Annotated in this window: 25 protein-coding genes and 1 pseudogene; all 26 read right to left on the bottom strand. The window is 68.2% G+C overall.

The window, feature by feature from the left end; translation table 11 throughout:
• Nucleotides 1–20 precede the first annotated feature (20 nt).
• The 26 genes and pseudogenes from NTY77_00360 to NTY77_00235 all read right to left on the bottom strand — a co-directional run bounded on the left by NTY77_00360 (nt 21) and on the right by NTY77_00235 (nt 24,938).
• The gene (locus tag NTY77_00360) at nt 21–554 is read right to left on the bottom strand and encodes a cytochrome c (GenBank protein MCX5793931.1); all 534 of its coding nucleotides are present in this window, start codon (nt 552–554) and stop codon (nt 21–23) included.
• A 17-nt stretch (nt 555–571) separates the two neighbouring features.
• The gene (gene lptB / locus NTY77_00355) at nt 572–1,291 is read right to left on the bottom strand and encodes an LPS export ABC transporter ATP-binding protein (protein ID MCX5793930.1); all 720 of its coding nucleotides are present in this window, start codon (nt 1,289–1,291) and stop codon (nt 572–574) included.
• Complete coding sequence (locus NTY77_00350; protein ID MCX5793929.1) at nt 1,288–1,986, bottom strand: hypothetical protein; 699 nt, start codon at nt 1,984–1,986, stop codon at nt 1,288–1,290. Before NTY77_00350 ends, lptB begins: the two co-directional genes overlap by 4 nt.
• The gene (lptC, locus tag NTY77_00345) at nt 1,983–2,507 is read right to left on the bottom strand and encodes an LPS export ABC transporter periplasmic protein LptC (protein ID MCX5793928.1); all 525 of its coding nucleotides are present in this window, start codon (nt 2,505–2,507) and stop codon (nt 1,983–1,985) included. The genes NTY77_00350 and lptC overlap by 4 nt, the downstream gene beginning before the upstream one ends.
• Nucleotides 2,504–2,830, bottom strand: coding sequence for a zinc ribbon domain-containing protein (locus NTY77_00340; protein ID MCX5793927.1), 327 nt, complete (start codon nt 2,828–2,830; stop codon nt 2,504–2,506). The genes lptC and NTY77_00340 overlap by 4 nt, the downstream gene beginning before the upstream one ends.
• A pseudogene (gene kdsA / locus NTY77_00335) lies at nt 2,827–3,665 on the bottom strand (3-deoxy-8-phosphooctulonate synthase). The gene NTY77_00340 and the pseudogene kdsA overlap by 4 nt, the downstream one beginning before the upstream one ends.
• Nucleotides 3,655–5,259, bottom strand: a complete 1,605-nt coding sequence (locus tag NTY77_00330) for a CTP synthase (protein ID MCX5793926.1) — start codon at nt 5,257–5,259, stop codon at nt 3,655–3,657. Before NTY77_00330 ends, kdsA begins: the two are co-directional and overlap by 11 nt.
• Nucleotides 5,256–5,996: a 3-deoxy-manno-octulosonate cytidylyltransferase gene (gene kdsB, locus NTY77_00325; protein MCX5793925.1), complete on the bottom strand. Its 741-nt coding sequence runs from the start codon at nt 5,994–5,996 to the stop codon at nt 5,256–5,258. Before kdsB ends, NTY77_00330 begins: the two co-directional genes overlap by 4 nt.
• On the bottom strand, nt 5,993–6,985 hold the full coding sequence (rfaE1, locus tag NTY77_00320) for a D-glycero-beta-D-manno-heptose-7-phosphate kinase (GenBank protein ID MCX5793924.1): 993 nt from the start codon (nt 6,983–6,985) through the stop codon (nt 5,993–5,995). The genes kdsB and rfaE1 overlap by 4 nt, the downstream gene beginning before the upstream one ends.
• A 17-nt stretch (nt 6,986–7,002) precedes the next feature.
• Nucleotides 7,003–7,809, bottom strand: a complete 807-nt coding sequence (locus NTY77_00315; GenBank protein MCX5793923.1) for a DUF3108 domain-containing protein — start codon at nt 7,807–7,809, stop codon at nt 7,003–7,005.
• Nucleotides 7,806–8,897 (bottom strand): tetraacyldisaccharide 4'-kinase, encoded by a 1,092-nt coding sequence (lpxK, locus tag NTY77_00310; GenBank protein MCX5793922.1) that lies wholly within the window; start codon nt 8,895–8,897, stop codon nt 7,806–7,808. The genes NTY77_00315 and lpxK overlap by 4 nt, the downstream gene beginning before the upstream one ends.
• Nucleotides 8,898–8,910: 13 nt before the next feature.
• Nucleotides 8,911–9,720 (bottom strand): polysaccharide deacetylase family protein, encoded by an 810-nt coding sequence (locus tag NTY77_00305; protein MCX5793921.1) that lies wholly within the window; start codon nt 9,718–9,720, stop codon nt 8,911–8,913.
• The gene (locus tag NTY77_00300) at nt 9,714–10,478 is read right to left on the bottom strand and encodes a glycosyltransferase family 2 protein (GenBank protein ID MCX5793920.1); all 765 of its coding nucleotides are present in this window, start codon (nt 10,476–10,478) and stop codon (nt 9,714–9,716) included. Before NTY77_00300 ends, NTY77_00305 begins: the two co-directional genes overlap by 7 nt.
• Nucleotides 10,462–11,604, bottom strand: a complete 1,143-nt coding sequence (locus tag NTY77_00295) for a glycosyltransferase (GenBank protein MCX5793919.1) — start codon at nt 11,602–11,604, stop codon at nt 10,462–10,464. The genes NTY77_00300 and NTY77_00295 overlap by 17 nt, the downstream gene beginning before the upstream one ends.
• Entirely contained in the window at nt 11,573–12,622 is a 1,050-nt protein-coding gene (locus tag NTY77_00290) for a glycosyltransferase family 4 protein (protein ID MCX5793918.1), read from the bottom strand. The genes NTY77_00295 and NTY77_00290 overlap by 32 nt, the downstream gene beginning before the upstream one ends.
• On the bottom strand, nt 12,619–14,136 hold the full coding sequence (locus tag NTY77_00285; protein ID MCX5793917.1) for a glycosyltransferase family 9 protein: 1,518 nt from the start codon (nt 14,134–14,136) through the stop codon (nt 12,619–12,621). The genes NTY77_00290 and NTY77_00285 overlap by 4 nt, the downstream gene beginning before the upstream one ends.
• Nucleotides 14,137–14,164: 28 nt before the next feature.
• Entirely contained in the window at nt 14,165–15,310 is a 1,146-nt protein-coding gene (locus tag NTY77_00280; GenBank protein MCX5793916.1) for a hypothetical protein, read from the bottom strand.
• A 46-nt stretch (nt 15,311–15,356) separates the two neighbouring features.
• Entirely contained in the window at nt 15,357–16,655 is a 1,299-nt protein-coding gene (locus NTY77_00275; protein ID MCX5793915.1) for a 3-deoxy-D-manno-octulosonic acid transferase, read from the bottom strand.
• A complete protein-coding gene (locus tag NTY77_00270) occupies nt 16,655–17,290 on the bottom strand; it encodes a lysophospholipid acyltransferase family protein (GenBank protein ID MCX5793914.1) in 636 nt (211 codons plus the stop codon). Before NTY77_00270 ends, NTY77_00275 begins: the two co-directional genes overlap by 1 nt.
• Complete coding sequence (locus tag NTY77_00265; protein ID MCX5793913.1) at nt 17,287–17,862, bottom strand: hypothetical protein; 576 nt, start codon at nt 17,860–17,862, stop codon at nt 17,287–17,289. Before NTY77_00265 ends, NTY77_00270 begins: the two co-directional genes overlap by 4 nt.
• Nucleotides 17,855–18,829 (bottom strand): protein translocase subunit SecF, encoded by a 975-nt coding sequence (gene secF, locus NTY77_00260; GenBank protein ID MCX5793912.1) that lies wholly within the window; start codon nt 18,827–18,829, stop codon nt 17,855–17,857. Before secF ends, NTY77_00265 begins: the two co-directional genes overlap by 8 nt.
• Nucleotide 18,830: 1 nt before the next feature.
• Entirely contained in the window at nt 18,831–20,249 is a 1,419-nt protein-coding gene (gene secD, locus NTY77_00255; protein ID MCX5793911.1) for a protein translocase subunit SecD, read from the bottom strand.
• A 10-nt stretch (nt 20,250–20,259) separates the two neighbouring features.
• Nucleotides 20,260–20,583, bottom strand: a complete 324-nt coding sequence (yajC, locus tag NTY77_00250) for a preprotein translocase subunit YajC (GenBank protein MCX5793910.1) — start codon at nt 20,581–20,583, stop codon at nt 20,260–20,262.
• A 159-nt stretch (nt 20,584–20,742) separates the two neighbouring features.
• On the bottom strand, nt 20,743–22,881 hold the full coding sequence (locus tag NTY77_00245; GenBank protein ID MCX5793909.1) for a sodium-translocating pyrophosphatase: 2,139 nt from the start codon (nt 22,879–22,881) through the stop codon (nt 20,743–20,745).
• A gap of 89 nt (nt 22,882–22,970) precedes the next feature.
• Nucleotides 22,971–24,092, bottom strand: coding sequence for a tRNA guanosine(34) transglycosylase Tgt (gene tgt / locus NTY77_00240; GenBank protein MCX5793908.1), 1,122 nt, complete (start codon nt 24,090–24,092; stop codon nt 22,971–22,973).
• A 6-nt stretch (nt 24,093–24,098) separates the two neighbouring features.
• Nucleotides 24,099–24,938: an MBL fold metallo-hydrolase gene (locus NTY77_00235; protein ID MCX5793907.1), complete on the bottom strand. Its 840-nt coding sequence runs from the start codon at nt 24,936–24,938 to the stop codon at nt 24,099–24,101.
• Nucleotides 24,939–24,943 lie beyond the last annotated feature (5 nt).

Here is a 24,943-nt window from a genome sequence, read left to right as displayed (position 1 = left end):
GGGAGAAGAATCTTCCAGTCCTACTTCGATGGCTCGGCTTGGCTCGGGACATCCTTCCAAGCCTTCCCGGCCGCGGGCGTCAGCCCATCCATATGCTTGAGGAAGAGCGTCAGCTGCCAGATCTGCCGCTCCGATAGGGCGTTCCGATGCGAAGGCATCCCCGTCAACCTGATCCCATGGAGGATCTTCCAGAACGTCGCGCCCTCCGGGTCATCCTCCACCCCTTCCTCGGCGAACTGCGGCGGCTTCTGGAACAGGCCCTTGGCTATGGACGAGGCCTTCCCATCCGCCGCCCCGTGGCACTCGGCGCATTTGATCGCATAGAGCCGCACGCCGGCGAGCAGGTTCTCGTCGCTGAGCGCCTCCGGATTGGGCCCCTTCGGGGACTCGCGCCGGATGGTCGCGCGCAGGGATTTGCGGGCAGCCCACCTCTCCAGCCGCGACGGCTCGGCGTCCGCGTTGGCCGGCATCCCTCCCAAGGTAATGAAGAGATACGCGCCCAGGAGCGCCGCCGCCGCGGAACCCGCGGCTCCCATGATGATCCCCTTGAGCATGTGGTCCTCCAGCGCCGCTAGATCTTGAAGTCGTGCCCGAGGTACAGTTCGCGGGCCTTCGGGTCCTCCAGAAGCTGCCTGGAGTTGCCCTCGACGAGGATCTTCCCGTCGAACATCAGGTAGGCGCGCTCGATGATGGGCAGGGTCTCGCGCACGTTGTGGTCCGTGATCAGGATGCCGATGCCCCGGTCCTTGAGCGCCGAGATCATGGTCTTGAGATCCCCGACCGTGATCGGGTCGATGCCCACGAACGGCTCGTCGAGCATGATGATCTTCGGATCGCTGATCATCGCCCGGGCGACCTCCAAGCGCCGCTTCTCCCCGCCCGACAAGGTCCAGGCCTTCTGGCGCCGCAGCTCCCAGAGTCCGAATTCCTCCAGAAGGTCCTTGACCCGGCGCATCTGCTCCAGGCGGCTGGGCACCGTCCGCTCCAGGACCGCGCGCAGGTTCTCCTCCACGCTCAGGCCCCGGAACACCGTCGGCTCCTGGGCCAGATAACCCAGGCCCCGCCGGGCCCGCGCGTACATGGGCAGGGCCGTCACGTCCTGATCGTCTATGGCGATCACCCCGGACTCAGGCGTGATGAAGCCCGCCAAGCTGTAGAAAGTGGTGGTCTTGCCCGCCCCGTTGGGCCCCAGCAGACCCACGATCTCGCCGGAGGAGACCTCCAAAGACACGCCCTTGACCACCTGGCGGTGGCCGTAAGCCTTGTGGATGTCTTTGGCGCTCAGCTTCATTTCTTCTTCTTCCCCGGCTTCTCTTTGAACTTGATCCAACCCCGGGTCCGCCCGTCAGCCTGAACCCGGTCCGGCTTCTGCAAAGCGGTCACCTGGTCGCCCTGCACCGCGCCGGTCCAATCGCCTTGAAGAACCTGCACCACCGGACGGCCTCCTGTCACGGTCAGCTTTCCCGCGCCCGCTTCATAGTCCGCTTGGTCGCCCCAGAGCGCCAGGCGCGAGCCCCACACATGCACCCGCCCCGTCAGGCGGATGTGCTCCTGCCCCTCCCAATCGATGCGCTTGGCCGAACCCGAGTCAGGCGCGCCTTCCAAAGGGGTGCGGGAATAGGCGACCAGGCCGTCCTTCGGCGGCAGCAGCCGGCCGCGGCCGGTGTTCTGGTCGAAATGGGCCGTATCGCCGAGGACCTCGATGCGGTCGCCGGACTTGAGCGTGTGCTCCAGGCGCACATGCCCGCGGGCGTCCCAGAGCTGCGGCTCGTGCCGGAAGAGCGCCCAATCCGAGGTCAGCAGGCTGGGCCCCTTATGGTAGCTCACGTCGCCGATGAACTCCTCTTCCCGGTGCGGGGCGCGGCGGATGACCCATTCCTTGCTGCGCACCACGCCGCCCACCACAGGCCGGCCCTCGTGCGCGGCCCCGGAGTCGGCCCCTAGGGCCGGCCCGGCGCACAGGAGCAGGGCGGCGAGCCAGGTCATGAGGACTTCTCCTTGACCACGGCGCGCTGATTGAAGATGCGGATCTCCGATAGGTCCGGCTTGGCCTCCAGCCCGCGGCCGCGCAGGCGGCCTTCCGGCCTCTTGACCAGAACCTCGGCGTCCGTGAGGAAGCGGTCGCGCTTGGCCGAATAGGTCATGGACTCCGTCTCCAAGACCGAGCGGTCTTCAAGGGCTTCGAGCACCACCGAGCTCGACAGGAACACGTCGTGCGTGGCCACCAGCACCTTGCCGGTCGCGGAGCTCACCCGGGAGACCACGCGGCCGTCGCGGAAGAAGCGCATGCGCGGCTGGTCGAGGATCGCGTGGCCCGCCTCCTCATGCAGGACGGCGCTGCGTGCCGCGAGCTCCCAGACCTGGACCCCGTGGACGGTCTGGTCCAAGACGAAGTCTTCCATGGTCTGGAGCGGTTCGGAGGCCGTAGGCCGGGCCTGGCGGCACCCGCCCGCGCCGAGCGGGACCAGCAGGACGAGGACGGCGCCGACGCGGGCGATTGCGCTCACTTCTTGCCGGGGGCGGGGTCTTCGACTTGGGGCCGCTGGGCCGGGGCCTGCAGTTCTTCATCGGGGACGATCTTGCCCCCGGGACGCAGCCAGGGCGTCATCTCGACGGGGATCTTGCGGATGTGGTAGGGCCGGGGCATCTTGCGCAGCAGATAGGTCACCCCGAAATAGAACACGACGAGGCAGGCGTAGATGATGCCCAAGGTCCTCAGGTGCCATTTCGCGTCCGGGAACCAGGCCGGCGGGATGGTGAGGTCCCGGCCGCACTTCTTGCAGGCCTTGGCCGTGTCCTTGTTCTCTTGGCCGCAGTTCATGCATTTCATAGGAGTTCCCTTTTCACCATGGAGTCTATGCGCTGCGCCATGGCGGCGAAGCGCGGCACGTCGCGCAGGGCCAAGGCGTTGGGGCCGTCGCTCAAAGCCCGGTCCGGGTCCGGATGCGCCTCGAAGAAGACCCCGGCCACGCCCACGGCCGCCGCGGCCCGGGTCAGCGGCCAGATGGCGCGGCGGTCGCCCCCCGTGGCATGGCCCAGGCCTCCCGGAAGCTGCACGGAATGCGTCGCGTCGAAGATGACCGGGTAGCCCAAAGAGCGCAGGACGGTCAGCGAGCGCATATCCACGACGAGGTTGCCGTAGCCGAAGCTCGTGCCGCGCTCCGTGAGCATGATCCTGCGGTTTCCCGTGGACTCGACCTTGCGCACCGCGTGGGCCATGTCCCAGGGAGAGACGAACTGCCCCTTCTTGAGGTTGACCGGCTTGCCGGTCCGGCCGCAGGCCAGGAGCATCTCGGTCTGCCGGCACAGGAAGGCCGGGACCTGCAAGCGGCCAGCGCGGCCTGGGCCGGCTCGTGCACGTCGGTCAGGCAGGCCACGCCCAGGCCCCGCGCCACCCGGGCGAGTATGCGCAGGCCGGCTTCGAAGCCAGGGCCGCGAAAAGCCTCGCCCGAGGTCCGGTTGGCCTTGTCCGCGGAGCATTTCAGGACGAAGCCCGCGCCGAGCTTGGCGAAGCAGTCCTTGAGCGACCGGCCCACCCGCCGGAGCAGCGCTTCGGATTCCAGGGCGCAGAGGCCGCCGATGAAGGCCAAGGGGGCGTCGTTGGCGAAGACGGCCCCGCCCACCGCCAGGCGCGCCTGGCGCACGGCGCGCAGCTTAGCGGGCATGGACTTGCTGGGAGGTCCGGGCCAGGGCCGCGGCCACGAAGTCGCGGAACAGCGGATGCGGAACCTCCGGCCGGCTCTTGAATTCCGGGTGGAATTGCACGGCCAGGAACCAGGGGTGGTCTGGCAGCTCGATGATCTCCACGAGGTTCTTGGCCGCGTAGGTCCCGGCCACGCAGAGGCCGGAGTCCTCGAGCAGCTTGCGGAACTTGTTGTTGACCTCGTAGCGGTGGCGGTGGCGCTCGCGCACGGTGCTGGCGCCGTAGGCCTTATGCGCCAGGCTGCCCTTCTTGAGCGCGCACTCGTAGGTGCCCAGGCGCATCGTCGCGCCCTTGTCCTTGACCGTCTTCTGCTCCGGAAGCAGGTCGATGACCGGGTAGCGGGTCTGCGCGTCGAACTCCGTGGAGTGGGCGCCGGCCAGCTTGAGCACGTTGCGCGCGAACTCGATGACCGCCACCTGCATGCCCAGGCACAGCCCGAAGTAGGGGATGCGGCCCTCGCGGGCCAGGCGCGCCACGTGGATCTTGCCCTCGATGCCGCGGTCGCCGAAGCCGCCGGGCACGAGGATGCCCCCCACGTCGGCAAGCTTCTCCTCCAGGTCGTGGTCCGTGGTCTCCACGAAGCGCACGTGCACCTGGGCGGAGTGCGCGATGCCGGCGTGGACCAAGGATTCGTTGACCGACTTGTAGGCGTCCTTGTAGTCGGTGTACTTTCCGGCCAGGGCGATGGTGACCTCGCGCTTGGGCTTGCGCAGGCGCTCCACCATGGCCGTCCAGGACTCCAGGTCCTTGGAGTGCGTGCGCAGGCGCAGGAGCATGATGATCTGGTCGTCGAGGCCCTGCTTGTGGAGCATGAGAGGGACCTCGTAGATGCTGAACGCGTCCTGGGCCTCGATCACGGACTCCTTGGGCACGTTGCAGAACAGGCTGAGCTTGGCCTTGATGTCGGAGTTGAGGGGCTTCTCGCTGCGGCAGATGATGATGTCCGGGTTGATGCCGATCTCGCGGAGCTTGCCGACGCTGTGCTGGGTGGGCTTGGTCTTGAGTTCCTCCGAGGCCTTGATGTAGGGGACGAGGGTGACGTGCACGTAGAGGACGTTGTCCCGGCCGCCTTCCAGGCCCATCTGCCGGGCGGCCTCCAGGAAGGGCAGGCTCTCGATGTCGCCGACCGTGCCGCCGATCTCCACGATGGCCACGTCCCCGTCCTTGGAGATGGCCCGGAAGCGGTTCTTGATCTCGTCTGTGATGTGGGGGATGACCTGAACCGTGGCGCCCAGGAAATCGCCTTTGCGCTCGCGCGAGATGACCGTTTCGTAGACCTTCCCGGCGGTGAAGTTGTTGGCCTGGTGCATCTCCGCGTTGAGGAAGCGCTCGTAGTGGCCCAGGTCCAGGTCGGTCTCGGCCCCGTCCTCGGTCACGAAGACCTCGCCGTGCTGGAAGGGGTTCATGGTGCCGGGATCCACGTTGATGTAGGGGTCGCACTTGAGCATGGACACCCGCAAGCCCCGGGCCTGCAGGAGCTTGCCGATGGAGGAGGCGGAGATGCCCTTGCCTAGCGAGCTCACCACCCCGCCGGTCACGAAGATGTATTTGGTCATTTTTTGGTTCCCTGCAACATACGCTCGGCACGACGAAGGTCCGCCGGGGTGTCGATGGCCACGGGCCTCTCGGTCACCACGGCGGCGTAGATGGACATTCCGTCTTCCAGGGCCCGGAGCTGTTCCAGGCATTCGCAGCGTTCCAGAGCGGTGGCGGGCAGGCGCACGAATCGGTCCAAGGACCGGCGCCGGAACCCGTAGATGCCCAGGTGCTCGAAACGCCGGGGCTTGCCTCCGTCGCGGGCGAACGGGATGGCGGCGCGGGAGAAGTAGAGCGCGCGGCCGTCTTGAGCCAGGGCCGCCTTGACCACGTTGGGGTCAGCGTCCCGCCGCGGGTCGCGCAGGGGCATGACCGCGGTGGCCATGTCCGCGCCGGGGTTGCGGCGCAGGAGCTCGGCCACGCGGCGGACCGTGGAGGGCTTGATGAAGGGCATGTCGCCCTGCAGGTTGATGACCAGAGGCTCCCGGCGGCCTCGGGCGGCCCGGGCCACGCGGTCGCTGCCCGAGGCGCAGGAGACCGGGGTCATCACCGCCAAGCCCCCGAAGGCGGCCACGGCCCGGCGCACGCGCTCGTCGTCGGTGGCCACGAGCACGGGGCCCACGCCGGCCGCGCGCGCCGCCCGCCAGCACCATTCCACCACGGGCCTGCCGCCCAGGCGCGCCAGGACCTTGGCCGGGAACCTGGTCGAGCCCAAGCGGGCCGGGATCACGACGAGGCAGTCGCCCTCTTTCCTCAACGCAAGGCCCCTTTCAGTTCCGGCACGGTGCAGACCGCGGTGCCCAGCTTTCCCACTACGATGCCGGCCGCGTAGTTCGAGAGCACGGCGGCTTCTCGGATGCGCGCGCCGGCCGCCAAGCCCAAAGTCAATACGGAGATGACCGTATCCCCGGCGCCGGTCACGTCATAGACCTCTTGGGCCACCGTGGGGATATGGGTGAGGCGGCCGCCGGCCTCGAAAAGGCTCATCCCGTCCGAGCCGCGTGTGATCAGGACGGATTTGGCCCGCAAGCGGGCCCGGATGTCCCAACCCAGTGCGGTCAGGGGTCTCTCGCCGGCCTGCTGAGGACGCCGCATGCCCGCCCAGGCCTCGGCGGTGTTGGGGGTGATGCAGTCCACGCCGCGGTAGAAGCCGAAATGCTCCACCTTGGGGTCAACGGTGACCGGGATGCCCCGCCGCCTAGCCCCGGAGATGGCCGTTGCGATGAGCTTGCGGGAGATGACTCCCTTGCCGTAATCGGAAAGGACGATCCCGTCGCAATCGAGCAGGGCCGTCAGGAGGCTCTTGAGCAGGCCCCGCTCAGTCGGGACGGGCAGAGGGCCGGGGGTCTCGCGGTCGAAGCGGACCACCTGCTGATGCTCCGCGATGACGCGGCATTTCTGGGAGGTCACGCGCGAAGGGTCCGTCACCAAGCGGCCGACCTCGACGCCCCGGGCCGAGAGCTCGTCGCGCAGCATGCGGCCCGCCGGATCGTCTCCCAGCACCCCCACGGCCTCGACGCGGGCTCCCAAGGCCGAGAGGTTGTGGGCCACGTTGCCCGCGCCGCCGAGCACGAAGCTCTCGGAGCGGACCTGCACCACCGGCACCGGGGCCTCCGGGGAGATGCGCGAGACCCCGCCCCGGATGAACTGGTCGAGCATGAGGTCGCCGACAACCAGGATGCGCTTCCGGGAGAAACGGTCTACGATGCCCTGCAGGCGGGAGCGCTCGGCATGCGCTATGGTCATATCAATATCTTTCGCGATTATAACATTTTAGCCAAACTGGCCGAAATGTGCCCGAAGAAGACCTCGACGCGCATGAGCACCGGGACCTTGCGCGCGTCGTCCGTCAGCCATATCTGGAGCTTGCGGCCCTTCTGGATGAAGATGCCTTCCTCGCGCAGGGCGGGCTCCACCACCAGGCAGGGGAAGGTCCCGGCCGCGGTCTTGACGGTCTCCCGGCGCAGGACCCGGATGACGAAAGGCCAGGTGTTCTTGGTGTTGACGTCCACCACCACCTCGGTCCCGGGCGCAAGCGCCCGGGAGCGGACGTAATAGAGGCTGGAGAGGATGTCCTGCACCTGGACCGGGATGGTGCCTGCCGACCAAGCGAACGTCCCGTCGCGGTTGATCTTCTTGGAGAGGAACTTCCCCGCCGGCTTGTCGTAGAGCACCCATTCGTCCCGGAAGAAGTGTCCCTCGCGCAGCTTCTTGGAGTATCCCAGCGAGGTGATGGTCCTGGCGTCGATCCATGACTCGTTGATGTCGCGGACCTTGTAGAACGTGTCGCAGAAGGCGTTGGACTTCGATTCGGAGACCACGTGGTAGGCGGGGACCCCGCTGAAGAGCACGACCTCGCGCACGTCCAAGGTGGCCCGGCCCACGGCCAGGATGCCCCAGGACACGTCGTAGGAGAGCTGCTCCGGGAATACGGCCAGATGGACTAGGTCCGTCGAGGCCTCGATCTTGCCTTCCGAGAGCTGATGCAGGTCGGCAATGGTCGAACTTGAGATATCGACGGCGCCGGCACCGAGCGGGAGGGCTAACAGAAGGGCGATGACGGACGTCATACCTTCTCACCCACCAGGCCGCCCAAGGTCTCGAGCCAGATGCTCTTGCCCTTGACGATGTCCAGCCTGATGCTCAGGACGTAGACCTCTCCGCTGAGCATCCCGCGCCAGTCCGCCGGGAACTTCACCAGGTCCTTGAAGGTGGTCACCAAGGGCAGGCCGGCCCGAAGGTGGTCGACGGAGGTCAACTCGCGTTTGGTGTAGCGGTGGTGGTCCGGATAGCGCCAGCGCTGGGAGATGGGCACCCCGCTGCGCTCCAGGCTGTCCTCGAACTGCTGCGGCGAGGCCAGGCCGGAGAGGGCCGCCACGGGCCGTCCTTGGAGGTGGTCGAAGCGCTGCTTGGCCTGGGTCTTGACCTCAAGCAGGAAATCCGGCCGGTGGACCGCCTCGAGCAGCGGCGCCCGCGGGTTGGCCTTGTGGATGACCTGGCGCAGGGCGGCGAGCGCCTCCGGCTCCGCCAGGTCCACATGGGTCAGCATGATGAGGTGAGCCCGGCGCAGGGCTCCCAAGGGCTCGCGCAGGGTCCCCAGGGGAAGAAGGGCGTGGCCGCCGAAGGGGTCGAGCGCGTTGACCAGCACCACGTCGAGGTCTCGCGCGAGGCGCCGGTGCTGGAAGCCGTCGTCGAGGACGACCACCCGGGAGTCGAAGAAGGTCACGGCCTGCGCCGCGGCGCCGACCCGGTCCGGCGAGACCAGGATGGGCACGTCCTGCCCTTTGAGTATCTGGTGCATCATCCAGGGCTCATCGCCGCAACGCTTCCAGTCCATCTCGGAATCGTCGTGGAGCACGCAGACCTCGGCGTCCTTCTGCGGGCGGCCGTAGCCCCGGCTCAGGATGGCGACATGGTGGTCGCGCCGGCGCAGGGTCAGGGCCGCGAGGATCGTGGCCGGGGTCTTGCCGGTGCCGCCGGTGGTGAGGTTCCCGATGCAGACCACCTTGGCGTCGATCCGGCGGGGCTTGAGCACGCGCAGGTCATAGAGCAGACCTCGCGCCAGGACTCCCGCGCCGTAGGCCATGGAGAGCAGCCACAAGAGCCCGCGGCCCCAGAAGCTCTTGAGCAGGCGGGCGCGGCGGTCTACCCAGCTCATGGCGGGCCTGGCCTCAGAAGCGGGCCTTGCCCCGCGTCAGGTTCAGGTGGAAATCCAGCATGTAGTCGTCGCCGCGGACGAAGAGCCTATGGAGCGGGCCGGACTCCGGGTCCCAGGGCCAAGGAGAGATGCCCTGCTTGATGCTGAAGTCGTAGCGGTAGCCCGCTTCGCGAGCCAGGCGCCGGACCTCCGGGACGAAAGCCCCGGCACCGTAGGGGTAGGCGAAGCCGAGCATCTGGCGACCCAGCTTGTCCTCCAGGCGCTTCTTGCTTTCGCAGAGCTCCCAGCGGACCTCGTCGAGCGGGGTGCGGGCCAGGTTGGGATGGCGCATGGTATGGGAGCCGAACTCCACGAGGCCGGAGCGCTGCAACTCGTCGATGGCCGCCCAGGTCAGCATGCGCACCCAGGGCTCGCTGGCGGGGTCGTGCCAGGCGTTGTGCCGCTCGATGGTCTCGTAGACCAGGAAGATGTTGCCCTTCATCCCGGACTCCCGCATGATGGGGAAGGCGACTTCGGCGTTGTTGGCGTAGCCGTCGTCGAAAGTGATGAGGACCGGCTTGGCCGGCATGGGGCGGCTGCCGACCTCCGCGTCGCGCAGCTCCGCGAAAAGCATGGAGGTGTAGCCCTGCCGCTTGAGATACTGCATCTGCCGCCTGAAGTCCGCGGCCGTGACCCAAAGCTTGGCGAGCTTGGACCCTGGGGGATGGTCGCCCACCTTGTGATACATGAGGCTCGGCAGGCCCTCGGCCTTGGGCCGCCACCAGTTCCAGCGCGCGCTGAGCACGCCGGCGATGGCTGCGCCGCCTGCAATCGTCTCTAGCAAGGCTTCGCCTCCTTCTGGATTTCCCCTAGTTTGACATATTTGAGCCAGCTGTGGAATGCGGCCAGCCCGGCCCAGATCAAGCCCGGTCCACCGTCCAGGATGCCGAGCTTGAGCACCGCCCGCGCGAAGAATTCCCAGGGCAGGATGAGATGATGCCACCGGTGGAATCGCTGCCCCTGGTCCCAGCGTTTGCGCGCGGCCAAAGAGGTGTAGCGGTCAAGCTTGCTCAGGTAGTCGCCGAGGTCCTCGTACGGGACATGGACCATCCGCCCGTGCCGGAGGCGTCCCGTGGCGCCGGCCACGTCCAATCCCTCATGCAGCAGCCCGCCCTGGAAGCGCGCTTTGCCCCGCCGGAAGAGCCGCACGTGGGATTCCCGGCCCATGCCGCCCCAGCGCAGAGGGCGGCCCAGGAACCGGACCTCGAAGCGGATGTCGTAAGCGTCCGCGTCCGCCGCCGCCAGCAAGGAGCGGATCTCATCGCGCAGCGGCGGCGTGACCCGCTCGTCCGGGTCTATCCAGAGGCACCAGTCGCCGGCCGCCGCGTCGAGGGAGACCTGCCGCTGGGAGGCGTAGTCGATGAATTTGCGGCGGATGACCTTGGCCCCGGCGGCGCGGGCGAGCTCCTCGGTGCGGTCCGCGGTCTCTTCGGAGACCACCACGACGATCTCGTCAGCCAGACCCTGGAGGCTCTCCAGGCAGCCCGGCAGGTCGCGTTCTTCGTCGGTGGCGATCAGGATGGCGCTAAGCAAGGGCGGCATAGACGGCCTCCATTTCAACGGCCATGCGCTCGAGCCCGAAATCCCGCAGGCCAGCCCGAGCCCGGTCCGCGAGCCGCTGCGCCAACTCCCGGTCCGCGAGCAGCCTGTCGATGGCTCCGGCCAGGGATTCCGGGTCGCGCGGCGGCACCAGGAGCCCGGAGCTTCCGTCCGTGACGATCTCGGGGATGCCGCCAGCCGTGGTGGCCGCGATGGGCACGCCGCAGGCCGCAGCCTCCAGGAGCACGCTGCCCATGCCCTCGCCCCAGGAGGAGAGGACGAAGAGGTCGAGCGATCTGAGCAGCGCAGCCGGGTCGCCCAACTGCCCCAGGATGAGGATCTTCCCCATCAGGCCCATGAGCTTGATCTGCTTGAGGAGGCGCTCCTGCTCCGGCCCCTGCCCGGCGATGAGGAAGGTCGTCTCCGGCCGCTTCTGGATGACCAGCAGGGCCGCGGCGATCAAGGTGTCATGGTCCTTGTGCGGGACCAAAGCGGCGAGGTTCCCGACCCAGGCGTCCGACTCGCGCGCGCCGAAGCGCTGCGCCAGCTGCCAGCGCAGGTGGGCCTTCTCCTGGGCCGAGGCCGGGGAGAAGACCTCCTCGCCCGCGCCGGTCCACTGCCTCTCCCGGTCGCCGACGGGCAGGCCATCGGGGACCACGGCGATGCGGGCGGGGGGGACGCCGGAACGCTCTAGAAGGCGCGCGATGGCCCCGGACACGGCCACCACGCGCCCGGCCCGGTCGTACTTGAGCCTCCGGCTGAGCCTGCCGCTGAGCTCGAAGTCCACGCGCCGGTGCGCGACCCAGGGCAGGCCGCCCAGGGGGCTGGCGAAAGCCGCCAGCGCCGCCGTGTGCGCGGTGTGCGCGTGCAGGACCGGGCGCCGGGAGCGGCGGGCCAGCCGCGCGAGCTTCCAGGCGGAAATAGGGTCCCACTCACACAGGTACGGCAGGTTCTCGGTCTGGAAACCCTGCCGCCGCGCCTCGGTCTCCAGGGGGGAGGCCCGGCGGCAGACCACGGTGTTGCGGTGCCCGCGGGCGCGCAGGGCCGCGGCCAGGTAGAGGAGCTGGCGCTCCCCGCCGCGCAGCCCGCGCTCTCCGTCAAGATGGAAGATGTCCCAGGACCTGTCCATAGACCTTCATCGTTTCGGCGCCGAATCGTTCCAGGCTGAAGCGCTCCTCGAAGACGCGCCGCGCCGCGGCGCCCATGCGCTCGGCCAGAGCCGGCTGCTCCAGCAGCCGCGCCAGGGCCCGGGCCAGGGCCGCGGCGTCGCCCGGCGGGGTCAAGAAGCCCGTCACGCCCTCCTCCACGAGGTCCGGCAGGCAGCCCACGGCCGCGGCCGCCACCGGCCGGCCCGCCGCCATCCACTCCAGGGCGGCGCGTGACACGGCCTCCGAGGCCGTGGACGCCACCACCCCGATCCGGCAGCGCGCGAGTTCGGCCGCTACGTCGGGCACGAAGCCGGTGAACACCGCGCACCCCTCCAGGCCCAGGGCCCGAGCCCGGGCTTCCAGCTGCTCGCGGCGCAGGGGCGCGCCCCCGCCCACGGCGCGCAAGCGCGCCGCCGGATGCACCTTCCTGAGCAGAGCCAAGGCCTGCAGAACGGTCTCGTGTCCCTTGACCGGGTCCAGCCGGCCGAGCAGGCCGAAGGCGCAGCCCGCGGGCAGGGGCGGGGGCGGCCCGGCCGCGATGCCCTGGAACACGGTGGCGACCCGCGAGCCCCAGAACGCGGCCGCCAGATCCCGGGCGATGGCCGAGTTGGCGGCGATGTAGGCGTCGGTCCTGCGGGCCAGCAGCCGGGCCAGGGGATGCTTGGCCGCGGGACGGGCGTCGCCGCGCGTGCGCACCACGGCCACGGTGGTCAAGGCGGCCAAGGCCGCAGCCAGGGCGTGGCCGCTGCCCGTGTGGGCGTTGATGAGCTCGATGCCCGCGGCGCGCACCTGGGCGCGCAGGCCGTGCAAAGAGGACCAGGGGCGCCGCAGGCCCCGCGCGCGCAGTCCGGCGCGCGCCGCCGCGGCGACGAGCGTGGAGCCGGCGCGGCCCCAGAAATGGACCTCATGGCCGAGGCGCTGGAGCTGAGCGGAGAGGGTCAGGGCGTAGTGGGCGATGCCGGAATCCCAGGGCTCGTCTTCGATCTGCAGGATCCTCACGGCGCCACCGCCGCGCGGACCATCTGCAGGGCGCCGGCGAGGACTTCCTCGGCCGTGATGAGCCGCATGCAGAGGAAATGCCCGGCCGGGCAGGCCTTGCCGCCGTGAAGGCTGCAGGGCCGGCAGGCCAGGTCCTTCTCCACGACCCGATGCCCGGCCCCGTAGGGGAAGAAGCCCAGCTCCCGGGTGGTGGGCCCGAAGATCGCGAGCGTGGGCACGCCCATGCCAGTGGCCATGTGCATGGGGCCGGAATCGTTGGTCACGAACAGGGCCATGCGCCCCATCAGCGCCTTGAGCTCCATGAGGTCGGTGCGCCCCGACCAATCCAGGGCGTCGCCGTCCCGGGCGATGCGGCCGCAGAGCTCCCGGTCGGTCTCGCCTCCCACCATGACCACGCGCAGGCCCTGCGCGCGCAGGCCGCGGGCCAGCGCGGCGAAGCGTTCCGGCAGCCAGCGTTTGGTGGCCCAGACCGAGCCGGGATGCAGTCCCACCAGGCGCTCCTCGGGCGCCACCCCTTCCTCGCGCAGCCGCATGCCGATGGTCTGGGTCGCTTTGTCGTCTTTGGCCACGAACACGGATTCGTCCGGCCGGGGGCGGATGTCGGGCTTCAGAGGCTGCAGCAGGGCCAGGTTGCGCTCCAGGTCGTGCATCAGCCAGGTGAAGGGCACCGCGTCCGTGAGGAGCCAGCGACCGGCGCTCGCGGCGGAGCCGATGCGGCGGGGGATTCCGGCCAGGCGCGCCAGGAGGGCGCTGCGCAAAGAGCGGTGGGGGATCAAGGCCAGGTCGAACTTCCTGCGGCGCAGGTCCTGGGCCAGGCGCCAGGTCCCGCGCGGGCCGCGATGGATGCCGCGCTTGTCGTCGAGGACGACCTCGTCGACGTAAGGGGAATCCGTGAACAGAGCCCCGCTCCTGGGCAAGGTCAGGACGGTCACGCGGCAGTCGGGGAGTATGCTCTTGAGGTCGCGAGCCAGGGGCAAGGTCAGGAGGCTGTCGCCCAGAAAAGCGCTCTGCAGGATCAGGACATTGGTCCTGGAAGGGGTGCCGGAAGCCGCGGCCGGTCCGCCGTAATCGCCCAGGCTGAGCCAGCGCTCCCGGACCGGGACGCCCCAGTCCGCCAGGGCCGCGAGATAGCGCTCCACGTTGTGGCGCTCCAAAGCGGGGAAGGGCAGGCGCAGGAAGACGAAGAGGCGGCGGATCAGGGCGTCCTTGCGGTAGACGCTGACCTGGGGTACGGCGCAGAACTGGCGGATGAGCCAGGAGCGGAAATTGGCGTGCAGGTCGAGCAGGTGCGTGAAGCCCCCGGCGCTGATGCGCCGCAGAGCGCCCAAAAGGCCGGTGAAAGGGATGACCTCGTCGACGCCGAGCATGCCGGCCACGATGCCGGCGTAGGCTGGCTTGACCAGGACCGAGATGCGGCAGTCCGGCCAATGCGCCTTGAGGTTCTTGTAGACCGGCGCGGTCAGGATGACGTCGCCCAAAGAGGAGAGCCGGATGACGAGTATTCTATTGGGCACCGACGCATTTTACCAATTTGTGGCTCGCTCAGGACCGGCCGCCGGTCTTGAGCCGCGCGGAGAGATCCCGGAGCAGACCGTCGTAATATTCGCGCAGGGGATCCGGCCTGCGAGCCAGCTTGTCCATGAAGCCTTGGCCGGGGACAGCGAGCGCTTCCCCGGCGTCGATCACATAGGCCCGGCGGCTGGGCTGCGAGCGGGTGGTCCCGACCATGATATTCTCGAGCATCTGGTTGCGGTCGGTCAGCTTGATGCGGGCCGCCACCAGCCGGTCGAAGAGGGCCCGCACCAGCGGCAGGTCCGCGGGCGAGGCCTGGCTCAAGGTCCGGCCCCGGACGCGCTCCTGCATGTAGTAGGAGACCTGCCGCACCCCCTGGCCCTGCGCGATCTTGAGCGCTCCCACCTGCAGGACGCGCGGGGCCAAGCCCAGTTCCTCCAGGGGCCTATGCCGGCCGAGGTCCAGGTTGCGTTCGCTGCGGCTGCCCAGCGCGTCATCGGAGCCGGCCTGGGTGAAGAGAGTGAGCAGGACCTCCGGGTCGTCCGGGTGCAGGAGTATGTCCTTGAAGCCGCCCCCGCCCAGGTAAGTCGCGGGCCGGCCGCCTATGGACCAGTCCCTGCGGCTATCGCCTTTGGCGGCCTCGTATATGGGGCGGGGGGAATAGCCGGGGGCGGTCTCAGCTGGAGCGGCCAGCACAGGAGCAAGATCCTGCTGCAGGCCGGACTTGGCGACGCCGTCGAACATGGCCGAAGCCGAGCCCTGGACCTGTTCCTCCTGGACCTGGCCGGAAGGGGCGTTTAAGTCGCCGGTGATCTCCACGGACTTGCGCGAGGCGGTGTCGAGCTGACCCGTGCCTCCGGGCAGTGAGCTAGGCTGTTCTGGCGCGGCAAGCGGGTCCATGCCGGTCTTCACCGCCGGGGCCGCGTTCAGTATTGGCGTTGGCGCGACCGAGACCCGCGGGATCACCGAAGGCGGCAGGGTGAGGCTTATCAAGGACGGCGCGCCGCTCTGGAGGGTGGGCGTAAGAAGCCGGGAATCCCCGAGTTGGGAGCCGCCCATGAGTGTAAGACGCTGCCCGGAGCCGATCTCAGGGGAGATGGGCGGGACCTCGCCGACCTTGGCTGCGGAGGCGAAGATCGGCAACAGCAAGAGCAGGCAGGCGCGGACAGGCCTCATGGCATTAGTGTAACAGCCGGACCGCGGGCTGACAAGGCTTTTTCGCTTAGGGCCGCAGAGGCAGCGCGAGGACAGGTCCCAGATGCTCCAAAGTCCGCTGCGTGGCGCCCTGCAGACTGCGCACCAGGGCCTGAGCCTTGAGCCCGGAGTCGGCAGAGAACTCCGGCTCGGCCAGGAGCCGCTCCATGATCCTTGCCAGAGCCGCCGCGTCCGCGGCCTGGAAGCCGCCGCCGCAGACTTTGAGGGCATCGGCCGCCTCCTGGGTGTGTCCCGTATGCGGGCCGAAGAGCACCGGGACGCCGGCCAAGGCGGGCTCCAGGACGTTATGGCCGCCGACCGGGACCATGGTCCCGCCAACGAAAGCCGCGGCGGCGCAGGCGAAGAAGGAGGGCAGCCAGCCCATCGCGTCTACGAGAAGAACGCAGGCCTCGGCCGGGGCCTCGCCGCCGAGGCGGCAGAAACACAGCTCCGCTTTGCGCAAGGCTTCGGCCGCGTCGTCCGCGCGCTCCACGTGGCGGGGAGCCATGACCAGCTTTAATGCCGGGAAGCGCCGGCGCAGGCCGGTGAAGGCCTCCAGGATGATCTCTTCCTCGCCGGGATGAGTGCTGGCCGCCACGAGCACCGCAGAGCCCTGCCAGCCCAAGCGCACAAGCTCGGCGCGGCCGCGCTCGTCTCCGGATGACAATCGGTCGTATTTCATGTTGCCCGCGACCAGGACCCGGTCGGCAGGGATGCCCAACGCGGCGAAACGCCGCCCATCCGCCTCGGTCCGGGCCGCCACCCGGTCGATGCGCGCGAAGAATGGATGCAGCAGCCGCGCGATCCGCCGGTAGCGCGGGAAGCTCCTCTCCGAGATGCGGCCGTTGACCACCCCGATGCGCAGCCCGGCGCGCGCGGCCAGCTCGATCATGTTGGGCCACAGCTCGGTCTCCACGAGCACCAATGCGTAGGGCCGGGCCTGGCGCAGGAAGCGCCGCACCGCGGGCCAGCAGTCGATGGGGGCCAGGACTGCGGCGTCCACGCTCGCCAGGCGCGCCGCCGCCTCGCGGCCGGCGCGGGTCGTGGTTGAGAGCAGGACCGCCGGGGCTCCGGGGCGCTCGCGCAGCCGGCGCAGGATCTCGGAGACGGCCGCGACCTCGCCCGCGGAAGCCGCGTGGACCCAAAGCACCGGCCGGCCCGCGAGCTTGGCGCGGGCTTGTCGCGGCAGGCCGCCCAGGCGCTCGTCGAGTTCGGTGGGCAGGTCGCGCAGCAGGCCGCGCCGCGCCGAGAAGACGAACTTGGCCAGGACCCCCAGCACCACAAACGGCGCCGCCAGATTGAGCGCGAGCAGGACCGCAAGAGCCATCAGGACACCTCGCGGTCGGCATCCTCGTGGATGCGGTCCAAGGCGAGCTTGAGCTCTTTAGCCTTGGCCGCCAGGTCGTCCTGCGGCCCCACGAAGAGCGCCGGCCCGTGGACCACCACGGCTCGGGAGAAAGGGAGGGGGATCTGGAACCGGTCCCAGGCGCGGGAGATCTCGAGCCTACGCGACAGCGCATTGGCTATGGGCACGATGGGCAGGCCGGTCTTCTGGGCCAGGTACAGGATGCCGGCCTTGACCTCCCGCGCCGGCCCTTTCGGGCCGTCGCAGGTGACGGCCACGTCGAAGCCATCGTTCAAGGCCTCCAGGAGCTCACGGGCCGCGGTGACGGCGCCGCGCGAGGAGGAGCCCCGGCAGGCCGGGATGCGCGAGAGCCGCATGGCCTGGGCGATGATCTCCCCATCGCGGCTGCGGCTGACCAGGACCTTCACATGCCACCCGCGGTGGGCCCAGGTGAAGAAGACCTGGCGCTGGTGCCAGAAGGCGTAGATCACCGGGCCCTTCACGCGGCGGGCTGCGGCGAGATGCTCTTCGCCCAGCCAGCGCAGGCGCGAGGTCAGGCCGACGAAGGAGACGTAGAGATAGGCGAGATAAGGGGCGAGGCGGCGGAGGATGCTCAATCCTTCTTGGGCTTGCGCGCCCGGGATTGGGCCAGCCAGCTCAGGCTCACTGCGGTCGTGGCCGGGGGGTCCAGCCGGCCCTCGTGCAGGCGCACGTCGAGCTTTCCGGCGTCGAGCTTGCGCAGCACGATCTCCAGGGCCGCGGGTTCCTGGAGCGCGTTCCAGGGGCTCAAAGTGCAGGATTCGGTGGCCGCCTCCTCCTCCAGCAGGGCCGCGGCGAAGCGCACGGCCTCGTCCAAGGCGGCGGCCTCCACCAAGCCCCAGAGGGCGTAGGTCTCCGCCGAGCTCTGCCGGGACTGCTCCTTGGCCGGGGCGAATCCCGGCCCCAGTGTCGCCAGGATCACGCTGTAGGCCAGGCCCGGGATGGGGGAGAGGGCCGCGGCGTCGGAGTCGGGGTGCTTGAAGGTCTCGAAGAGCACGCCCGGCGCGATGGTCTTGGCTGCCGCCGCCAGGAGCTTCGCCAGATCGTCGTCTCCCAGGCCCAGCGCCGCGAGATCCAAGCCGGCCTTCTTGGCGCGGCGCTTGACGTCCGCGGCCTTGAGGGCGAGCTTGAAGCCCCGGATCTTACGCATAGCCCTTCTGTTTCTTGGGCTGCGGCTTGCCGCCCTTGAGCGGGGCAGCCGGCTCGGCGGCCTTCTTGCCCCCCCAATGCGTCTCCCACTCGTAGATCAAAGTGGCGGTGGCGGCGATGGAGGAGTAGGTGCCCAGGATGTTGCCCAGCACCATGGCCAGGGAGAAGTTGCGCATGACCGGCCCGCCGAAGATGAGCAGGATGATGCAGACGGTCTGCACGGTCAGCACCGTGATGATGGTCCGCGACAGCGTCTCGTTGATGGAGGCGTTGACGATCTCGCCGAAGTTCGCGCCGCGCTTGATGCGCAGGTTCTCGCGGATCCGGTCGAAGATGATGATGGTGTCGTGCACCGAGTAGCCCGCGATGGTCAGCAGAGCCGTCACGATGAGCAGGTCGATCTCCGTGCCCATGATGCAGAAGAAGGCCGCTACGCCGATGACGTCGTGGAAGAGCTCGACGACTCCCGTGAAGCCCCAGAGGGGGTTGGAGAAACGGAAGGCCAGGTAGATGACGATGCCCATCAGGCTCAGGAAGATGGCCCAGTAGGTCTTGCGCTTGAGGTCTTTGCCCACGACCGGGCCGACCATGTCCTTCTTCTCGAGGACCGGGGACGCCTCCGGGAAGGCCTTGGTGAGCACGTCCATGGTCTTGTTGGAGACGGCCTCCATGGCCTTCTCGTCGCCCTTCTCGCGCAGGCTGTAGCTGACCTTGCCGCCGGAGCTGATGGTCTGGATCTCGGGCGCCAAGCCCGCCTCCGTCAGGGCGGAGCGCATCTTGGCCATATCCACGGTCTGACCCTTGGCGAACGCCACCTGGACGAGCGTGCCGCCCGTGAACTCGATGGAGTAGTGGAACCCCTTGAAGACGATCGTGACCAGGCCGCCGAACATGATGATCAGCGACAGCACGATCGGGATGCGGCGCCACTTGACGAAGTCGATGTCGGGATTATGGAGGAATTGCATGTTAGATCGAAAGCTCCTCTACGGGATTGGCGGAGAGATAGGACTCGAATATGAGCCGGGTCACGTAGATGGCCGTGATGAAGCTCATGATGATGCCCAGGATCAGGGTGATGGCGAAGCCCTTGATCGGGCCCGTGCCGAACTGGAACAGGAAGGCGGCCGTCATGACGGTGGTCAGGTTGCAGTCGAAGATGGCCGTGAAGGCCCGGTCGTAGCCCTGGTCCACGGCCATGCGCACGGGCTTGCCCGCCCTGAGCTCCTCGCGGATGCGCTCGAAGATCAGGACGTTGGCGTCCACCGCCATGGCCAAGGACAGGATCATGCCCGCGATGCCGGGCAAAGTCAGGGTGAACTTGAAGTAGGCCATGCAGGCCGCCAGGTACAGGAAGTTGAGCCCCAGAGCCATGCAGGCCACCATCCCGGAGAGACGGTAGTACGCCACCATGAAGAGGATCACCAGGATGAGGCCGATCACGCTGGAGGTGATGCCGGCGCGGATGGAGTCCTCGCCCAAGGTCGGGCCCACGGTGCGCTCCTCGATGATGTTGACCGGGGCGGGCAGGGCGCCGGCGCGCAAGACGATGGCGAGATTCCGCGCGTCGTCGGCCGTGAACTGGCCCTCGATGATGCCGGAGCCGCCGCCGATGCGCGACTTGATGACCGGGGCGGAGTAGACGATGTCGTCGAGCACGATGGCCATGTGCTTGCCCACGTTGGCTCCGGTCAGGGTACCGAAGACAGCCGCGGACTCCGGCTTGAACTTGAACGCCACCACGGGCATGCCGTAGTCGCCGCCCGCCGTTTCCACGCGCGCGGTTTCGAGCGAGGCGCCGGTGAGGGGGACATCTTTCTTGAGCATGTAGAGGGCGCTCTCCTTGCCCGCGTAGAGCTGGTCCTCTTCGGGGACGAGCTTGGCCGCCGCGGTGGAGACCTTGGTCCCGTTGAAGGCGGACACGCCCAACTCGGCGATCTTGCCCAAGGCCTTCTGTGCGGTCTCGGACTCGTCGACCATTCGGAACTCCAGCAGGGCCGTCTTGCCCACCAGCTCCTTGGCCTGGGCGGAGTTGGTGATGCCGGGCAGTTGGACCACGATCCAGCGCTGGCCCTGGCGCACGATGAGGGGCTCGGCCACGCCGAACTGGTCCACGCGGTTGCGGATGATCTCGATGGCTCGCGCCATGGCGTCGTTGATGTCCGCCTTCGGATCGAGCTTGGAGACGTCGAGCTCCATGACCATATGCGTGCCGCCGCGCAGGTCCAGTCCCAGGTTCAGGATGAACTTCGGCCGCATGCGGAAGGATTCCTGGCGGGCCCGTTCGGCCGGCTCCAGGCTGTACCAGTTGACGGTGGGATAGAGGAGCGCGACGGCGCCGATGATGCTCAAAAGGATGCACGACCACTTGATCTGGTTCTTGCTCATGGTCTTTCGCTCAGGAGACGCCGGTCTGGGCCTTCTCCGGGGCGGTCTCGCCCGCCTCGGACTTGAGCACCCGGGCGATGCCGGTGCGGGCCAGGGTCAGCTTCACGTTCTCGGCGAAGCGCACCTCCAGGTCGGTGCCCTTGAGCCCCACGACGGTGCCGTAGAGCCCGCCCGTGGTCAGGATGCGGTCGCCCTTCTGGACGGAATCGAGCATCTGCTGGTGCTCCTTCGCCTGCTTCTGCTGCGGCCGGATGAGGAAGAAGTAGAAGATGACGAAGACGGCCGCGATGGGTACCATATTGACCCACATGTTGGGCTGCGCTTGTGGTGGCATGTTCGCTCCTTGGATAACTGAACTGGTCGAAGATTCTAGCACATTTTCAAGGGTTTCTTGCCGTAGAATGGCGCTTGAAGACGGCAAAGCCGTCTTCAAGCGCAACCGCCGCCCCCTTGAGGGGGCGGCGGTTCCGTTGGGGAGCCCTGCCGTTTCGACTTACAAGAACAACGGCGCCAGCACCAGCGTGATGGTGGCTAGCAGCTTGATGAGCACGTGCAAGGACGGCCCGGCCGTGTCCTTGAAGGGGTCGCCCACCGTGTCGCCCACGACAGCGGCCTTGTGGGGCTCAGAGCGCTTGCCGCCGTAAGCCCCGGTCTCGATGTACTTCTTGGCGTTGTCCCAGGCGCCGCCCGAGTTGTTGAGGAAGGTCGCCATCAGGATGCCGGCGATGGTCCCGACCATCAGGAAAGCGGCCACGGCCTCGGCCGCTATGGTCGGGTCCGCCGGGGTGATGAACATCTTGAAGACCACGCCCACGAGGATGGGCCCGGCGACCGCGACCAGGCCGGGCAGGATCATGGCCTTCAGGGCGCCCACGGTCACGATGTCCACGCACTGCCCGTAGTCAGGCAGTTCCGTGCCCTGCATGATGCCGGGCTTGGCCTTGAATTGGCGGCGCACCTCGTTGATGACCGCGAAGGCGGCCCGGCCCACGGCCCGGATGGTGAAGCCGGAGAACAGGAACACCAGCATGGCGCCCAGCATGGCGCCGACGAAGACTTCCGGCTTGGCGATGTCGACTCCGATGCGCCTGCCCGTGTAGTTGAAGATCTCGTCCATGTAGGCCGAGAAGAGCAGGAAGGCCGCCAGGGCCGCGGAGCCGATGGCGTAGCCCTTGGTCAGGGCCTTGGTGGTGTTGCCCACGGCGTCGAGGCGGTCGGTTTTCTTGCGGATCTCTTCCGGCTGATGGGACATCTCCACGATGCCGCCCGCGTTGTCCGTGATGGGGCCGAAGGTGTCCATGGCCAGGATGTAGGCCGCGGTCCCCAGCATGCCCATGGTCGCCACCGCCGTGCCAAAAAGCCCGCCCAATCCGCCAGGCAGGGCGGCGGCTCCGAGCTTGTAGGAAGCCAGGATCGCGATGCAGATGACGATGACCGGCAGGGCCGTGCACTCGAAGCCCACCGAGATGCCCGCGATGATGTTGGTGGCGGGCCCGGTCTGCGAGGCCTCGGCGATGGACAGCACCGGACGGTACTTGTACTCGGTGTAGTACTGGGTGATGTAGACGAAGGCTTGGGAGGTCAGGATGCCGATGACCCCGCAGGCCGTGTAGTAGAGCCAGGCATTGGGCGCCTGGTCGGTATAGAGGAGCCAGCGCGCGGCGAAGGCGAAACCTGCGGCGGCCAGGATGGAGGCGATGTAGTAGCCGATGTTGAGCGCCGTCATCGGGTCCTTGTCCTCCTCCGTACGGACATAGATGATGCCCACGATGGAGGCGAGGATGCCCAGAGCGCGCGCCACCAGCGGGAAGAGGATGCCCTTCCAGCCGAAGAAGGGGATGAGGGCCACGCCCAGGATCATGGCGCCGATGTTCTCGGCGGCGGTGGACTCGAAGAGGTCCGCGCCGCGGCCCGCGCAGTCGCCCACGTTGTCGCCGACCAAGTCCGCGATCACGGCCGGGTTGCGCGGGTCGTCTTCGGGGATGCCGGCCTCGACCTTGCCCACCAGGTCGGCGCCCACGTCCGCGGCCTTGGTGTAGATACCGCCGCCCAGCTGGGCGAAGAGGGCCACGAAGGAGGCTCCGAAGCCATAGCCCACGATCATGAAGGGGATCTTGGACACGTCATAGCCGAGGAACTTGAGCAGGGTGAAGAGCCCGCCCACGCCGAAGAGCGAGAGCGCGGTCACGAAGATGCCGGACACGGCGCCGCCGCGCAGGGCGATGCGCAGGGCGTCGTTCAAGGACGTGCGCGCCGCGGAGGCGGTGCGGATGTTGGAGCGGATGGAGACCCACATGCCCATGAAGCCCGCGCTCACCGAGCAGAGCGCCCCCATGACGAAGGAGAGCGTGGTCCAGATCGCCAAGACCATGGGCTCGGCCGCGTCGTGCTCGTTATGGCTGCGCACGAAGGCGTAGAGGACGAAGAGGAGCACCGCGAAGGCGCCGGCCAAGTACAGGATGGTCGTGTTCTGGCGGCGCAGGAAAGCCTCGGCGCCGCTCTTGATGGCGTCGGAGATCTTGCGCATCGCGTCCGTTCCGGTGTCCTTGGCCAGGACCCACTGGATGAGCCAGTAGGCGACCGCCAGCGCGGCCAGGGAAGCGGCGAAGACCAGGACCAAAGCAGGCTTCATCGAGACTTGCGCGTAGTTCATGAACGGCCTCCAGTTCTACCTGTCATTGATTTTTCGATATGAGAATAAACCTATTTTGGGGCGCGAGGTCAATGACTTGCGAGGTCCGCCAGGAATTCCCGGCGCTTGACCTCGAAGCAGCCGTCGTACAGGGACCGACGGATGGCGGCCGCGGTCTCCATCATGAGGTGGACGTTGTGATAGCTCAAGAGACGGTAGGCCAGCAACTCCTTGGCGCGGAAGAGGTGGGATAGGTAGGCCCGGGTGTAGCGGCGGCAGACGAGGCAGGCGCAGTCCGCGTCGAGGGGGGAGAAGTCCTCGCGGCAGGCGCTGTTGCAGATGTTGAGCCGGCCGCGGCGCGTCATGGCCAGGCCATTGCGGGCCACGCGCGTAGGCCAGACGCAGTCCATCATGTCCACGCCGTGGCTGACGGCCTCCCAAAGGTCCGCCGGAGTGCCCACGCCCATGAGGTAGCGAGGCTTTCCCTGGGGCAGCAGGCTGGTGACGAGGTCCAAAGTCGACCAGGTCATGTCCTTGGGCTCTCCGACGGAGAGGCCTCCGATGGAGACTCCGTCCCAAGGCAAGGTCTGCAGGTGCTCGACAGCTCGGCGGCGCAGGGAGGGGTGAAAGGAGCCCTGCAATATAGGGAAGAAGAGGGACTTGGCCCCGGCGTCGCGCGCGCGCTGGAGCGCGGCGACGGAGCGGTCGCTCCAGGCCATGGTGCGGCGCAGGGCCGCGGCGGCGTGCGCCTCGTCGGCGGGGTAGGGCGCGCACTCGTCGAGGGTGGTCCAGCAATCGGAGCCGAGGCCGCGTTGCACGTCGATGACGCTCTCCGCGGTGAGCCGGTGCTCGGAGCCGTCGAGATGGGATTTGAAAGTCACTCCCTCGTCGTCGACGTTCCTGAGGTCGGCGAGGCTCAGGACCTGGAAGCCGCCAGAATCCGTGAGGATCATGCCGTCGTAGGCCATGAAGCGGTGCAAGCCGCCGGCCTTGCGCACGACCTCCACGCCGGGTCGCAGGTAGAGGTGATAGGAGTTGGACAGGATGGCGCGCACGCCCAAAGTCCCGAGGTCCTCCTGCGACAAGGCCTTGACCGTGCCCTGGGTGGCCACGGGCATGAAGACCGGGGTCTCCACCTCGCCGTGGGGGGTGGAGAGGACTCCGGCGCGGGCGCGACAGGAGGGGTCTTGGGCTCGGACCAGGAAGCTCACGGGAGCCTACAGCTCGAAGGCCGTCTCTTGGGTCACGCCGAAGCAGTCGAGGGGGGAGCCCTGCTCCCCGGCCAGGCGCCGGCAGTCTCCCACCATGGCGTCGACCTGGGAGTCCGGCCGGTCCTGGTTGTGGTGGAACAGCCCGAAGCGCTTGACCTTCGCCTCCAGCGCCAGCCCGACCGCCTGCCGGCAGGTGGAATGCCCCCAGGTCCTGGTCCGCCCGTAGTCATCGTCGGTGAACTCCGCGTCGTGGATGAGCACCTCGGCGCCGGCGCAGAAGGCCACGTAATCCTCGTACTGGCAGCCTCCGGGGTGCTGGTAGCGCAGCTCGTTGTCGGTCAGGAAGATGAAGGAGCTGCCGTTCTCCTGGAACTTGTAGCCCAGGCCCTGGTTGGGGTGGCTGAGCAGGATCGGCGTCACCGTCAGAGAGCCGATCTTGACGCCCGACAGACAAGGGTCGTTGAAGCTCATCTTCGCCCGGATGGCGCCCAGGTTCACCGGGAATTGCGGCGGCTCCATGATCTTCCCGATCACGGTTTGGATGGACTTCTGGGCGAAAGGACAGCCGTGGAAGTCGATCTTGACGTCGGAATGGTAGAGCGGCTTGAGGAAGGGGAAGCCCAGGATATGGTCCCAGTGGGCATGCGTCAGGAGGATGGTGAAGCGCCGGACCTTCTCCTCGAGCAGCCGGTTGCCCGCGCGGCGCACCCCGCTGCCGCAGTCCACCAGGACCACGTCGCCCGCGGCCGAGCGGATCTCCAGGCAGGTGGTGTCGCCGCCGTATTTAAGGTAATCCGGTCCGGAGACCGGGATGGAGCCGCGCGCGCCCCAGCAGACGATCTTCATGATGA

The sequence above is a fragment of the Elusimicrobiota bacterium genome (assembly GCA_026388095.1).
Taxonomy (GTDB): Bacteria; Elusimicrobiota; Elusimicrobia; order UBA1565; family UBA9628; genus UBA9628.
Note: the sequence above shows the minus strand (reverse complement) of the source record. Positions and strands in the feature narration are given on the sequence as shown.

What these genes read in the sequence shown, in the direction of transcription:
- NTY77_00360 (MCX5793931.1), bottom strand. Translation starts at nt 554, where the DNA reads ATGCTCAAGGGGATCATCATGGGAGCCGCGGGTTCCGCGGCGGCGGCG.
- lptB (MCX5793930.1), bottom strand. Translation starts at nt 1,291, where the DNA reads ATGAAGCTGAGCGCCAAAGACATCCACAAGGCTTACGGCCACCGCCAG.
- NTY77_00350 (MCX5793929.1), bottom strand. Translation starts at nt 1,986, where the DNA reads ATGACCTGGCTCGCCGCCCTGCTCCTGTGCGCCGGGCCGGCCCTAGGG.
- NTY77_00340 (MCX5793927.1), bottom strand. Translation starts at nt 2,830, where the DNA reads ATGAAATGCATGAACTGCGGCCAAGAGAACAAGGACACGGCCAAGGCC.
- NTY77_00330 (MCX5793926.1), bottom strand. Translation starts at nt 5,259, where the DNA reads ATGACCAAATACATCTTCGTGACCGGCGGGGTGGTGAGCTCGCTAGGC.
- rfaE1 (MCX5793924.1), bottom strand. Translation starts at nt 6,985, where the DNA reads ATGACCATAGCGCATGCCGAGCGCTCCCGCCTGCAGGGCATCGTAGAC.
- NTY77_00315 (MCX5793923.1), bottom strand. Translation starts at nt 7,809, where the DNA reads ATGACGTCCGTCATCGCCCTTCTGTTAGCCCTCCCGCTCGGTGCCGGC.
- lpxK (MCX5793922.1), bottom strand. Translation starts at nt 8,897, where the DNA reads ATGAGCTGGGTAGACCGCCGCGCCCGCCTGCTCAAGAGCTTCTGGGGC.
- NTY77_00300 (MCX5793920.1), bottom strand. Translation starts at nt 10,478, where the DNA reads ATGCCGCCCTTGCTTAGCGCCATCCTGATCGCCACCGACGAAGAACGC.
- NTY77_00295 (MCX5793919.1), bottom strand. Translation starts at nt 11,604, where the DNA reads ATGGACAGGTCCTGGGACATCTTCCATCTTGACGGAGAGCGCGGGCTG.
- NTY77_00280 (MCX5793916.1), bottom strand. Translation starts at nt 15,310, where the DNA reads ATGAGGCCTGTCCGCGCCTGCCTGCTCTTGCTGTTGCCGATCTTCGCC.
- NTY77_00275 (MCX5793915.1), bottom strand. Translation starts at nt 16,655, where the DNA reads ATGGCTCTTGCGGTCCTGCTCGCGCTCAATCTGGCGGCGCCGTTTGTG.
- NTY77_00265 (MCX5793913.1), bottom strand. Translation starts at nt 17,862, where the DNA reads ATGCGTAAGATCCGGGGCTTCAAGCTCGCCCTCAAGGCCGCGGACGTC.
- secF (MCX5793912.1), bottom strand. Translation starts at nt 18,829, where the DNA reads ATGCAATTCCTCCATAATCCCGACATCGACTTCGTCAAGTGGCGCCGC.
- secD (MCX5793911.1), bottom strand. Translation starts at nt 20,249, where the DNA reads ATGAGCAAGAACCAGATCAAGTGGTCGTGCATCCTTTTGAGCATCATC.
- yajC (MCX5793910.1), bottom strand. Translation starts at nt 20,583, where the DNA reads ATGCCACCACAAGCGCAGCCCAACATGTGGGTCAATATGGTACCCATC.
- NTY77_00245 (MCX5793909.1), bottom strand. Translation starts at nt 22,881, where the DNA reads ATGAAGCCTGCTTTGGTCCTGGTCTTCGCCGCTTCCCTGGCCGCGCTG.
- NTY77_00235 (MCX5793907.1), bottom strand. Translation starts at nt 24,938, where the DNA reads ATGAAGATCGTCTGCTGGGGCGCGCGCGGCTCCATCCCGGTCTCCGGA.